Here is a 13,767-nt window from a genome sequence, read left to right on the forward strand (position 1 = left end):
GATAATAATGAAATTTATTTTAAGAAATGTACTTTTTTTAATACTCCTTTTTTTTGTTGAAGACATAAATTCACAATCCCGAACCAAAGTTAATTTTGGTTTAGATTGGGAATTCAAACGTGAAGAAACAAATTCCAATTGGGAGAAAATCACCATTCCACATACAGCTAGAATTGAAAATTTAGTGGTCATAAAACAATTTCAAGGGACGTGCTGGTATCAAAAAAAGTTTGATGTTGTCAATTCAAAAAATAAGAAAGTCTTCCTTTATTTTGAAGGTGTGATGCAGGAAGCCGATGTATGGATCAACGACCAAAAAGCGACAAATCACAAAGGCGGTTATTTGCCTTTTATGGTCGATGTCACTCCTTTTTTGAAATCGAAAGGCAATACCATTAAGGTTAAAGTCAATAACGAAGACAATCCAGACTTCCTTCCCGGAAAGCCATTGAAAGATTTAGATTTCAATTATTACGGTGGTATTTATAGAAATGTGTATCTCATCACCACCGATAAATTATACATTACCAATCCGATTCAAGCCAATACAAAAGCAAGTGGTGGAATCTATGTCAATTTTAATGACATCAACAAAAGTAAGGCTTCGGGAATAGTTCAGGTGCATTTGAAAAATGAATTTGCTGTTGAAAAAAACGCAAATTTGACATTTATTTTAACAGATAATCAAGGAAAAAAACTCGAATTCAAGTCGGAAGCATTCAGGGTAAATGCCAATTCCGGTAGAACCATAACACAAAATATTGCGATTGAAAACCCCAAATTATGGTCGATTTATAATCCCAATAGGTATAATCTAGAAGTTCAACTGATTTCAAATAATAAAGTTGCAGACGTATATTCCGAAAAAATAGGGATTCGTAAATCCGAAATAAAAGAAGACGGCTACTATCTTAATGATGAAAAATTATATATTACAGGAACGAACCAACATCAGGAATACCCTTACTTGGGTTATGCTATTTCGGACGAAGCCCAATATCGCGATGCGATTAAAATTAAAAATGCAGGTTTCGATTTCGTTCGGATGTCTCATTATCCTCACGCCGAAGCTTTTTTAGATGCTTGTGACGAATTGGGAATTTTGGTGATGAACAGTTTAACAGGCTGGCAATTTTTTGGTAACGAAACCTTTCAAAAAAATGCCATTCAGGATATTCGCGAAATGGCGCGAAGAGACCGCAATCATCCTAGTGTTATTTTTTGGGAAGCTTCTTTGAATGAAACTCAAATGACGGACGATTTTATGAAATTGGCTTCGAAAGCACTGAAAGAAGAATTGCCTTTAGGTAATAATTGTACTGCCAGTTGGATAGATAATGACAATTACGATTTGTTTATTCCCGCCCGGCAACACGGTAAGGCGCCCGATTATTGGACAAAATACAACAAAGGAAATCGCAAAATTTTCATTGCAGAATATGGTGATTGGGAATATTATGCTCAAAATGCCGGATTCAATCAAACGGAATTTGCCAATTTAAAAGAAGAAGAAAGAACTTCGCGACAATTGCGTGCTCACGGCGAAAAAAGATTGTTGCAACAAGCCTATAATTTTCAGGAAGCTGCCAATTCAAATCGAAAAGGACAGCAGACGATAGGCGAAGCCAATTGGGTAATGTTTGATTACAATCGAGGTTACAGTCCTGATTTAGAAAGTTCAGGAATTAGCGACATTTTTAGAATTCCAAAGTTTGCGTATGCCTTTTATCAAAGCCAGCGGGATGCCAATGTAGTTTTGGATGCAAATTTAATTGCAGGTCCATTGCTTACCATTGCCAATAATTGGACGGAAACTTCCCCATTGAACGTTGCGGTTTACAGCAATTGTGATGAGGTCGAGTTGTATTTGAATGATGTTTTGGTTGGCAAACAAAAGCCTTTGATTAATGAAAGCAGCGATAGATTGAACCATCCTCCATTTGTTTTCAAGATGGATAAATTTGTTGCAGGAACATTGCGAGCTGAAGGTTTTATTAATGGTAAAAAAGTAGTTTCTAATTTGGTCAAAACTCCCGAAAAACCATCCAAAATTGAGTTAGCTTATGATATTTCTTCTAAGCCAATAAATCCTGATTTTCCCGATATGATTTTTGTTTATGCCAAAATCACGGACGAAAATGGTACGGTAATTCCGACGGCAACCAATGAAGTAACTTTTTCATTATGGAATGGCAAAGCCGAATTAATTGGAGCAAATCCGGTCAAAGCCGAGGCGGGAATCGCGACAATTATACTAAAAACGCCTCATTTCAAAAAGGCGATTGCTATTAATGCTGCATCTTTGAATTTGCAAACTGCAACAGTAGAAATCAAGCCTTCACTAAAATAGTTTCCGATGGGAAGATCTTTTTTCTTATTTTTATTTTTTTTGAGTGTATCTTCTTCATACGCACAAAACCAAATCAGTAATAATGCTGCACTAGACGGCCATAATCTATATCCTTCTCCTAGTGTAGTAGTTTCTTACCATACCGAGTGGACCAAGTTACATTATATCGAAAAAATTGCCGAATTTCAATCCCAGCCGCTCCAATTTGGGGATATTGTTTTTATCGGCAATAGTTTGACTGAAAAAGGCGGGAATTGGGGGCAACGATTTAATAATCCTAAAGTTAAAAATAGAGGTATTGCGGGCGATGTTACCGCAGGAGTTTTAAACCGATTGGCAGAAATTTATTATTATAAACCGAAAAAAGTATTCCTAAAAATTGGGATTAATGATTTGTTTCACAATGAATTAACGCCGGAGTATGTCGCCAACAATATCAAATCGATTGTGGCAAAAGTTCATTTATATTCGCCAGAAACCAAAATTTATATTCAAACGATTTTGCCCACTGCCAATAATAATCCTTCGAAAGAAAGAATTGAAGCTACAAATACCATTTTGAAGGCGATAACGCGAACTAGGTATCTTCAAATAATTGATTTACATTCGGTTTTTGCTGATGCAAATGATTTAATGATACCTTCTTATACTACAGATGGATTGCATTTAACGGAGGCTGGATACACTGTTTGGCAAAATTACATCAACGGATTTGTGAAGGATTGAGTAGAAGTAATTCCGCGCTATCAGTTCTTTTAAGGCATTTTTGGGTGCTTAGTATCTTTGCTCTTTGCGGTCAAATCACCATCAAATTACAACCGCGAATATCACTATTGTCAAAGCGTCCCAAAACTTCGAAAGTGCCATTAGGATTTCTTTTGCCTAAATCCTGAGTAGCAATAAACGAACAGGAATTGATGTTGGCCAAATCAATGACGTTGATTCCGCCGGTTTTTTCTTCAGTAACATAAGCCAAAGCATCCTCGGTGTCACGAACGAGGATTTGCATCCAAGATGGGCATTCAAACACGCCGTTTCCTAATGAATAGGCTTGCGAAAGTAATTCGGTCATGCCATATTCTGAATGTATGGCCGTGACGCCAAAACCTTGGCACAATTGTTCGTGCAATTCTTCGCGAATCATTTCTTTGCGTTGGCCTTTCATTCCACCCGTTTCCATAATAATGGTGTTTTGCAATTGAAAAGGGTGGTTTTCGATTAAATCGAGCAAAGCATAAGTAACACCAATTAAAATTACGTTTTGTCCCGATTGGTCTATACCTGTCAATTTTTTGATCAGTTCCCCGTGATTGTGAAGGTAAAAACCACTTTCAGGATTTTGAGTCATTTGAATCAAATCTTCGACCATATAAATCAGGGATGAACCTTCACGCTCCAAATAGGATGGAAGCAAAGCCAAAACTACATAGTCCTCGATGTTGCCATAAAATTGTGAGAAACCTTTTCGATAACTTTCTTCGTATAATGAGATGTCGGTAACGAAATGCTTGCTAGTTGAGATTCCTGTCGTTCCACTGCTGGTAAAGGTTTCTTCGGTTAGATTGGTACTGGAAACCACTTTATGGCTTTTAAAAAATTGAATGGGCAAAAACGGAATTTGCTCCAATGATTTTACCTTTTGGACATTAGTTTTCAAAAAATCGCAAAATTCTCGATACACCATGTTGTTTTCGTACTGAAAGCGAAATACTTTCAGTGCTATTTTCTCAAATTGCTTTTGGTTTGAAATCGTGAATATGTCTGGAATTGTATTCAAGTAGTGTTTTTTGCAAATATAATTAAATAAAAAAACTCCAACTTGCGATTGGAGTTTTAAAAATAGGGATGGAGATCAATTATTGAATAATTAATTTTTTGGTGTCCGTTTTTCCATCTTCGGTAATTTTTGCAATGTAAGAACCTGCTTTCAGATTGGAAACATTTACTGCGCCATTGGCGGTTTTGGCGTTCAAAACTTGTTTGCCCAAAACATCATAAATTGTTACGGATTTTGCTTCGCTGCTGTTAGAAGTGATGTACAAAGTTCCTTTCGCAACTGGATTTGGATACATATTCAAACCTTCAATAGCATTTTTTTTAAGCCCTAAGACTTGATTGACGCTTATGATGAAGTTTTCTATAGCATACATCCCATTGGCACCTGCATCATTGGTATCTACCCATTTTATCCACATATTTGTTCCATCAGCCCAGTTTAATCCTGAGATTATGGTAGTTATATTCGTGTAATTGCTGGCTAAATTTCCGTTGACTGCGAGATTTGTGTTTGCAGCAGTTAATTTTTCATTAAGATTTAAAGTGCTAACTGCGGTCCAGTTTCCGGTGCTCAAACTTGTGGCGTCTGTGCTGTAATAAAAGGCGACAGTTTCATTAACACTTGCATTTCCTGATTGTTTCCACTGTTCCATTCTAGTTTGAATAGATACTTTTGAAACCACACTACCGGTGTTATTTTGAAAAACAGCTCCGAAAGCGGGTATCACCATTGCATCTGCCAAAGAGCCAAAAGCTCTATCTTCAGAACTAGAAGTCGTTGTGCCAATATTATAAACATTTCCAGCGCTGGTGTTCCCGTCGGATAATTGCATCGCTAAAGTCGTTCCGTTGACACTGTTAATGGCAGTCCATCCGGGAAGATAAGAAGTTTCAGTTGATCCCATTCCATCAAAAGATTCGGTATAAGGAACGTTTACTCCAATAAGTGAAATAGGGGTTTGCCCAAAAGACAGACTAACCAATAAAATAGAAGTTAATGTGTAAATTTTTTTCATAGGAATTTCATTTATAATTATACAAACAAATATAGTCAGTAATTTCGTAAAACAAAACTTTTTTATTAAAAACAATGCTTTTCATCCGATTTATTTGCCTTTGGTCGATTAATTGTAAATAAAAAACTATAAAGTATTGATTGAAAATCAAAAAAAACTCCATCAGGCTAGCGATGGAGCTTTTATATAGTACAAAACAATTTTTTTATCCATTGCCAGGACTATTCAATTATTAATTTTTTTGTGTCTGTATTTCCGTTTTCTGTGATTTTTAGAATATATGCTCCCTTTTTAAGGTTAGAAACATTTACCGCATTGTTTGAAGTTTTAGTGTTTAAAACTTCTTTCCCTAAAACATCATAAAAGGCTACTGTTTTGACTTCATTGCTATTGGATGTCAGGTATAAATTGCCATCTTTTACTGGGTTTGGATATACATTTAATCCCGAGATTGTGTTTTGTTTTGTTGATAGCGGGATGCTAGTAGAAATCTTTAGTTCGTCTATAGTAATTGCAGGTGTTTTAGTGTCTGAATCTTGCCTTAAAATAAGCCCTCCTAAATTTACAACTGCTGTCGAAGGAGTATTTACTAGTGTAGCTGGTGTTGCAGCAGAAAAAGTTGACAAATCGGGATTGAACCAAGCGCTAAGTTTATTTGAAGCAAAATCATAACCCATAATGACTAAAACAACTTCACCTGCATTTCTTAAAGTTGCGTCATAATTTGTGGTCGTTGAAGCAGAATCAAAACCTAAATTATATTGTGTCCCATTTTTTTTCACAAATAATCTTCCCATATAATTTTTTTGCGCATCAGTTAGGCCTACAAAATAAGTTTCTGTTAAATCAACAGTAACATTAGACAAATCAGTAATATTCATTAGGAATGAATAATAAACTGTGCCTGATGTAGCTGCAGTAAATGGTGTAAATGGATCCATTCCTGCGCCTACAAATGAAACTGAATTTCCAGAAGAAGTTATACCTGTATAGGCTAAATTACCTGAAGTAACAGCTACAATATCGCCAGTATTGACATTAGTCCACTTTTGTTCTGCGCCTAATGAATTTCCAACAGTATAATTAAAGTTTTCGGTAAAAGGCAATGCGTTTATTGGTTTGCATTCAGGGGATGGCGCCGTACTTAACAAGCTACAAGTGCCACCCGTAATGGTTGCTGAGAAATTAGTTCCTTCTGAAACTCCTGTAATGGTAATATTGCCGGCAGCTACAGAAGTTGGGTTGTCACCACTTACCACTCCCGAGTTTGGTGTAATTGTATAAGTTGCGTTGCCCCCTCCAGTGTAAGGAATAGTAACAGTATATGTATCGGTCCCCAATGTTGAAGCATTGCAATTGGTTGTTGCCGTTCCGATTACTAATGTACAAGAAGCGGAGATTTTCGTTAAACTAATATCATCTAAACGATGCGAAACTGTTTGAGCAGATTGAGTAAATCTAAGTCTTAAATTAGGAGTTGATAAAATACCGCCAGTTACAGTTACTAATGTCCAGTTGGTAGTAGTGTTTTGAGTATAAGATATAGGAGTATACGTGGCTCCATCTGAACTTTGTTCCACAATTAAGTGATTACTAACATTACTAGTTAAATAGCCAAATTTCAATTGTAATTCTGCAGTGTTATAGGAAGAGGTGTTAATTCCTTCAATTTGAAACGTACGAATTGGTGCCGATGTTGAAAACCAAACGTTACCGCTGCCCGACGCACCAGGATAGTTTGATGGTGAAGATGTCCTAACGTCTCCATTTCCGCTATATATTATGGGAGAAGAGTTCTGAAATGTTGCAGGAGTAGTACCTGCTGAATAGGCGGGTATCAATGTATTTCCTGAAGGAGTTCCCATATTTTCAGAATAAATTGTCTGTCCGAAAGACAAAGTAGTCAATAAAAGAAATAATAAAGTGTAAAGTTTTTTCATTTTTTTTAAAATTAAAAATTAGTCTCACAAATGTAGCGACAAATCTTTTTTTTACAGGAAAAATCTATGTAAAAAAAACGTAAAATTTAAAAAAAAGAAGAGATAGTTAGCGAACAATAAGTTTTCTAGTGGCAGTAGCTTGTTCCTCGTCTATTTTGATAATGTAAACTCCAGGAGACAAATTAGAAATGTTCAACTCTTTAGAAGATATAGTAGTTTGAAGTACTTTTTTTCCAAGAACATCAAAGATAATAATGTTTTTATCTAAGTCGTTTTTCGAACTGATGTATACTTTGCCATTACTCACCGGATTAGGGTACAAGTTCAATCCTTCGATAACCGTAGTTTCTGGAAGTTTGGATTGTTGCTTACTGTCTTGAGCTGAAATACTCAAACTGAAGAAAAAAACCAATAAAAGAGTAATATAAAAGTAATTTTTAGCCATCATCTCGATTTGGAATTGTAAAGATATAAAAAAACATTTCAAATTGTATACCAAAATGTATAAAAATACGTTAATCCACCTTTTTTTAAGTGAAAACCGAATTTGAGATCGTGTTTTTTTTCCCGAATTAAAAAATTGAGTAGTGCTAAAGATAGGGTAATTCTATAATTGTTACTAAATTGTTTGTAGCATATTACCAAATTGTTAACATATAAAACCTATTTAATACATAAGATAGAATTGTTTTATCTTTACAATCCTAATTAGGGACAGTTTTATTATGAAAAAACGAAATACTAAAATTTTATTGGTCGACGATGAACCAGATATTCTCGAAATAGTGGGGTATAATCTGAGTCAAGAAGGCTATCAGATTTTTACAGCTTCGAATGGAAAAGAAGCTGTTGTCAAAGCCAAAAAAGAAATTCCAGACCTTATTATTATGGATGTGATGATGCCAGAAATGGACGGGATGGAAGCTTGCGAAATGATTAGAAAAATACCCGAATTGAACAATGTGATCATCACTTTTTTGACTGCAAGAAGCGAAGATTATTCCCAAGTAGCCGGCTTCGATGCTGGAGCAGATGATTATATTACTAAACCTATTAAGCCAAAAGTTCTTGTCAGTAAAGTAAAAGCTTTGTTACGAAGATTGAAAGAGCAAGAAAAAAGTAGTGAAACTCTTAATGTTGGTGGGATAGAAATCAACCGCGAAGAATATCAAATTGTAAAAGATGGACTTGTGATTGCCTTGCCTCGCAAAGAATTTGAATTGTTTTATTTATTGGCTTCAAAACCCGGAAAAGTATTCAAACGCGACGAAATCCTGGACAAAGTTTGGGGCAATGAAGTTGTGGTTGGTGGGCGTACTATCGATGTTCATATTCGTAAACTTCGCGAAAAGATTGGCGATGATTACTTTAAAACCATAAAAGGGGTTGGATATAAATTTGAAGTATAATTTTTGTGTTAAATTTGCGCAATACTTCTACTTCAAAAAAAATGAAAATCAGTTTCCAGAAAACCTATAAGTTTGCTGTAATTTCGGCACTTTACATTAGTATTTTTGCTTCTTTTTCAACGATTTTATTAACAAAAGCTGTATTCAAACCATCTCAAAACCTTCTTATTTTTGGTTTTTTGGTTTTTATAGTTAGCTATATTTTTTCCTTTCTCCTACTTCAATACAGGGTTGAAAAATTTATATACCGTAAAGTCAAAAAGATTTATGATGATATCTCTTTACTTGAATCGAGTACTTTTATAGATCAACCCATCACCACTGATATGGAAGCGCTAACTCGCGAGGTGCGAAAGTTTGCTACAGACAAAAAAGTAGAAATCGAAATGCTTAAAGTCCGAGAAAAATACCGCAGAGAATTTTTGGGCAATGTTTCGCACGAGCTTAAAACTCCTTTATTTACCGTCCAAGGCTATCTTTCGACTCTACTTGATGGCGCAATGGAAGATAAAACCATTCGAAAAAAATACTTGAAACGAGCCGAAAAAGGAGTCGAACGATTGATTTATATAGTCGAAGATTTAGATATGATTACCAAATTGGAATCGGGTGATTTGAACCTTGAAATATCGGAATTTGATATCGTTGAACTAATTCAGAATGTGTTCGACCTATTAGAAATGAAAGCCGATAAAAAGAAAATTACATTGGCTTTTGAAAATTATCATATTCAGCCCATTTTTGTCAAAGGCGATCAGGACAAATTGCAGCAGTTAGTCGAGAATTTAATAGTGAACTCTATTAAATACGGAAAAGAAGGAGGCACTACCGAAGTGAGCATCATCAATTTAACTAAAAGAAAAGTCTTGGTTAGAATCACCGATAACGGCGAAGGAATTGATCAACAAAATCTTCCAAGAATTTTTGAACGTTTCTACCGAGTGGATAAAAGTGGTGCCCGATCAGAAGGGGGTTCAGGACTAGGTCTTGCCATTGTAAAACACATCATCGAGGCTCACAAAGAAAAAATATATGTTGAAAGTGAATTCGGTATTGGTTCAGAATTTTCTTTTACTTTACATAAAGCTAAGCTAAATCTCAATACAAGCGGAGCGGTTTAGTTAAGCTTTTATTGTGTTTTTATAGGAACAGGAACGGCCTATCACATTAATTTGGTTGTATTTATTTTTCTTAAAACATATTTTAATTTATCATCAACCTAATGTTATTTTAAGATTACCACCTACATTTGCAAAAAAAAATCAACTAATGAAAAAGATTTTATTTGCAATTCTAGTGATGATCTCAATTGTAACCCGTGCGCAAGATATCCAAAAAAAGGAAATCAAAAATGAAGTAGTGCGTATTTTAGATTCTATCAATTCTGTAAACAAAGAAAAACAAGTAGAAAAAGATAAAATAGCTTTTAAAGAGAAAGCCGAAAAAGAGAAAGCCGACAAAGAAGCGTGGTATAATAAAATTTCTATCAGGGGATACGTTCAAGTTCGTTATAATGGATTGCTCTCCACAAACGATAAAGTATCTTGTGAGCAATGTGACAGGTCTTGGGGAACAACATCTACTGCTCCAGAGGCCAAGTCGAATAATGGTTTTTTTATACGGAGGGCTCGTATTATTTTTTCTGGACAAGTTCATCCCAATGTGTTTGTATATATTCAGCCCGATTTTGCCAGTTCGCCAGCTTCAGGAGTCAATCATTTTGTTCAACTCAGGGATGCCTATGCAGATGTTTCTTTCGACAAAAAAAGAGAATTTCGAGTACGTATTGGTCAAAGTAAAGTTCCTTATGGATTTGAGAATATGCAATCAAGTCAGAACCGATTAACCCTAGATCGTAACGATGGTTTAAATAGTGCTGTGGCCAACGAAAGAGATTTAGGCGCTTTTTTTTATTGGGCACCTGCTGAAATTAGAGAGCGGTTTGCAATGTTGGTTAAAGACGGTTATAAAGGTTCTGGTGATTATGGCGTTTTTGCTTTTGGTGCCTACAATGGGCAAACGGCTAATAAAACAGAAGGAAATAGAAATTTACATATTGTGACAAGGGTTACCTATCCTTTTGTAATTGGAAATCAAATAATAGAACCAGGTTTACAAGCATATACAGGAAAATGGGCTTTCACCAATGAATTATCGACGGGAGTGACAACGCCAAATAAAATAAATACACTTGATCAAAGGGTAGGAGCTACTTTTGTATGGTATCCAAAACCATTTGGAATCCAAACAGAATATAATTTTGGTAAAGGACCCCGCTATGATAAGCTTACCAATACGGTCGAGGTTTCTGATTTACAAGGAGGCTACCTAACTTTCAACTACAAATGGGATTTGAATTTAGCAAAGCAACATTTTTTATATCCTTTTGCCAAGTTTCAATACTACGATGGTGGGAAAAAATTTGAAAAAGACTCCAGAAGTTATATTGTAAGAGATTATGAATTGGGAGTAGAATGGCAACTATTTAAAGCTCTGGAGCTAACGGCAGAGTGGGTTATAGCCGACAGAACATTTGAAGACAGCGCTTTGAAGAATAATAGACAACAAGGAAATTTGTTGCGATTACAAGTACAGTTTAATTTTTAGATATTTTTCGCATTGATTTAGTACTACAGTATTTAAAAAATTAAATAACACCTTTATTCAACTTAAAAAAAGCAGCTATTCGATGGGTTCAAGGATGGTTTTGCATTGAAAGCAAAGCTAATCTTCATTACACAACATCTGGTTTTTTAACAGCAGAACTGGTAAAAAAAGCTGGATTTTATTGTCAAAAAGTCAAACGAAACATTTCTTAATGGTTTCTTAATGAATATAACCATCTGATAATCTACAAAATAATTTAAATTTGTCTCATTGTACATCTATTATTTAGTGGAAGGAAAAACCTGTTAACATTAAATTATCATCTAAATAACATTGAGTTAACGTTAGCTTAACATTGAAGCATCACCTTTGCGGCAAATTAATACAAGTTAAAAAAAGATGAAAAAAATTATAGTTTCAATTTTACTACTAAGTTTCGGGGTAGTTCACTCACAAGATGTTAAAAAAGATTCGATTAGTCCAGTAAATATTGATTCATTACAAAGCGCTATAAATCAGCATCAATTAAAATTTGATGCCCTAACGGAGCAGTTATCTCCCTTACAAGAAAATGTAGACAGATTGGTAAAATTGAAAATTTCTGGGTATATGCAAGTTCAATTTGATATGTATAAATATCAAGATGTCCCAGTCGGAACTGCGTGGTATCAATTGAAACCAAACTCAGGAGAAACTAATACGCCTTTTACAGCCGCGAATACAAATGCTGTTGCAGTTGACAATTCTTTTGTAATAAGAAGAGCGAGGATAAAATTTACTTATCAGCCTATTGAGGGAGTTATATTTGTATTACAACCTAACTTTTCCTTTAGCGCTGTAACGCTCAAAGATGCCTATGTTCAATTGAACGATCCTTGGATCAATACTTTTCAATTATGGATTGGACAATTCAACAGACCCGATTATGAAGTTGAATTCTCTTCGCGAGACAGAATTCTGATGGAAAGAAGCAGAATGTCCGGTATTTTATATCCTCAAGAAAGAGATTTAGGAGCTAAGATTAGTGCTAATTTCAGTACTCAGTATAATATTCCATTGAAAATCGATTTAGCAGCATTTAATGGTAATTTTGGTGAAGGTCCAATAGCTACTCAAGTTACAGATGTCGATAGCGAAAAAGATTTTGTAGTAAGAACTACTTATTCGTTACAGTTTCCAAGTGCTGGGTTAGGAGTAGATTTCGGAGGAAGTTATTACTATGGTAAAAACACCGTATTTGCTGCAGGAACCTATAGCGACGTCAATAATAATCCATTTCAAGCAGCGGTTGGAGATAAACTAAGAAAACAATGGTTTGGCGCGGAAATGCAAATATTTTACGATATTTTAGGAGGTTTTGCCTTGAAGTCTGAATTTAATAAAGGAATCATTTCGGGAACTGCCGGTAGTGCCATACTAAATAATAATCCGTCATTCAATTTTAGTGGTGAAAGATATTTCGTGGGGTATTATGTGACTTTAGAGAAAAACTTTGGAACAAAATTTCAAGGAGGAATTCGATATGATTCTTGGGATCCCAACACTAAATTATCGACTGATAAAGTAACAGATGCTCACGATTTGAAAGTGCATACTTGGGGATTTGCTATGCATTACTTCTTTACCAATAATACTAAAATCGGTTTGGGTTATACATTGCCAATAAACGAAACAAGCGCAAAAATAGGTGGCGTTTTCCTAAATGATGTGAAAAACAACGTTGCGACAATAAGGTTCCAAGCTAGTTTTTAATAAATAATAAAAAATCTAAAAAAAGTATAAAATGAAAACAACTAAATTAAATGTAGCATTAATTGTATTGGTGGTTATGGGAATTGGTTTCTCTTTTACCACTAGCAATAAAGTAACTGTAAAAGGTTCAGACACAATGGTTATTCTGTCTCAAAAATGGGCAGAAGTTTATATGAAGAAAAACCCAGGCGCTTCTATTCAAGTTACTGGTGGTGGCTCAGGTGTAGGCTTGGCAGCATTAATCAATGGCTCTACAGATATTGCAAATTCAAGTCGTCCTATCAAACCTGCTGAAATCGAAAAATTAAAGGCAAGATACAACTCTATGGGTGTTGAAATTCCTTGTGCTAAAGACGGTTTATCTGTATATTTAAATAAAGCTAATCCGGTTACAACACTAACAATTAAACAAATTGGACTAATTTTCGCAGGAAAAATTACCAATTGGAAAGAAGTTGGCGGTCCAGATGCTACAATCAAATTGTACGGTAGAGAAAGTAGCTCAGGTACTTTTACCTTCTTTAAAGATAATGTAGTTAGAACCGATTTTTCTCCATCTTGTCAAACCTTGCCTGGAACTGCTGCAATTGTAAATGCCGTTAAAAAAGACAAATATTCAATTGGTTACGGTGGAGCTGCATATGCTGAAGGTGTAAAAGATTGTGCTGTAAAGAAAGATGATAAAAGTCCTGCAGTTTTGCCAACAGGAGCAACTATCAAAAATCATACTTATCCTATTTCAAGATACTTGTATATGTACTTAAAATCAAAACCAACAGGCGAAGCTAAGGCATTTATCGATTGGATTTTGAGTGCTGAAGGTCAAAAATTAATAGAAGAAGTAGGGTATTATCCGTTGAAATAATAAATATAAACTATCCCTTACTTTTTTTAAAGTGGGGGATAGTTATATCTAA

Annotated in this window: 11 protein-coding genes; 7 read left to right on the forward strand and 4 right to left on the reverse strand. The window is 35.0% G+C overall.

Annotated elements, in window-relative coordinates; translation table 11 throughout:
- The first annotated feature begins 7 nt into the window (after positions 1-7).
- Both E1750_RS12445 and E1750_RS12450 read left to right on the forward strand, forming a co-directional pair.
- On the forward strand, positions 8-2,350 hold the full coding sequence (locus E1750_RS12445; RefSeq protein WP_133277089.1) for a glycoside hydrolase family 2 TIM barrel-domain containing protein: 2,343 nt from the start codon (positions 8-10) through the stop codon (positions 2,348-2,350).
- Between the two features lie 6 nt (positions 2,351-2,356).
- Positions 2,357-3,076 carry a GDSL-type esterase/lipase family protein gene (locus E1750_RS12450; protein ID WP_133277090.1) on the forward strand — a complete coding sequence of 240 codons (720 nt, stop codon included), beginning with the start codon at positions 2,357-2,359 and terminating at the stop codon, positions 3,074-3,076.
- A 70-nt stretch (positions 3,077-3,146) separates the two neighbouring features.
- Here E1750_RS12450 and E1750_RS12455 read toward each other — a convergent pair whose 3' ends face one another.
- From E1750_RS12455 to E1750_RS12470, 4 genes are all read right to left on the reverse strand, one after another.
- Complete coding sequence (locus tag E1750_RS12455) at positions 3,147-4,127, reverse strand: LuxE/PaaK family acyltransferase (protein ID WP_133277091.1); 981 nt, start codon at positions 4,125-4,127, stop codon at positions 3,147-3,149.
- Positions 4,128-4,206: 79 nt separating this feature from the next.
- Positions 4,207-5,142: a T9SS type A sorting domain-containing protein gene (locus tag E1750_RS12460; protein WP_133277092.1), complete on the reverse strand. Its 936-nt coding sequence runs from the start codon at positions 5,140-5,142 to the stop codon at positions 4,207-4,209.
- Positions 5,143-5,363: 221 nt separating this feature from the next.
- Entirely contained in the window at positions 5,364-7,082 is a 1,719-nt protein-coding gene (locus tag E1750_RS12465) for a T9SS type A sorting domain-containing protein (protein ID WP_133277093.1), read from the reverse strand.
- Between the two features lie 106 nt (positions 7,083-7,188).
- Complete coding sequence (locus E1750_RS12470; protein WP_133277094.1) at positions 7,189-7,527, reverse strand: T9SS type A sorting domain-containing protein; 339 nt, start codon at positions 7,525-7,527, stop codon at positions 7,189-7,191.
- A gap of 280 nt (positions 7,528-7,807) precedes the next feature.
- Here E1750_RS12470 and E1750_RS12475 point away from each other — a divergent pair, with 280 nt between their 5' ends.
- The 5 genes from E1750_RS12475 to E1750_RS12495 all read left to right on the forward strand — a co-directional run bounded on the left by E1750_RS12475 (position 7,808) and on the right by E1750_RS12495 (position 13,715).
- Entirely contained in the window at positions 7,808-8,491 is a 684-nt protein-coding gene (locus E1750_RS12475; protein ID WP_133277095.1) for a response regulator transcription factor, read from the forward strand.
- A gap of 41 nt (positions 8,492-8,532) precedes the next feature.
- A complete protein-coding gene (locus E1750_RS12480) occupies positions 8,533-9,612 on the forward strand; it encodes a sensor histidine kinase (RefSeq protein ID WP_133277096.1) in 1,080 nt (359 codons plus the stop codon).
- A gap of 148 nt (positions 9,613-9,760) precedes the next feature.
- On the forward strand, positions 9,761-11,098 hold the full coding sequence (locus E1750_RS12485) for a porin (protein WP_133277097.1): 1,338 nt from the start codon (positions 9,761-9,763) through the stop codon (positions 11,096-11,098).
- Positions 11,099-11,497: 399 nt separating this feature from the next.
- Positions 11,498-12,850: a porin family protein gene (locus E1750_RS12490; protein WP_133277098.1), complete on the forward strand. Its 1,353-nt coding sequence runs from the start codon at positions 11,498-11,500 to the stop codon at positions 12,848-12,850.
- A 31-nt stretch (positions 12,851-12,881) separates the two neighbouring features.
- A complete protein-coding gene (locus E1750_RS12495) occupies positions 12,882-13,715 on the forward strand; it encodes a phosphate ABC transporter substrate-binding protein (RefSeq protein WP_133277099.1) in 834 nt (277 codons plus the stop codon).
- Positions 13,716-13,767 lie beyond the last annotated feature (52 nt).

The sequence above is a fragment of the Flavobacterium nackdongense genome (assembly GCF_004355225.1).
Lineage (GTDB): Bacteria > Bacteroidota > Bacteroidia > Flavobacteriales > Flavobacteriaceae > Flavobacterium > Flavobacterium nackdongense.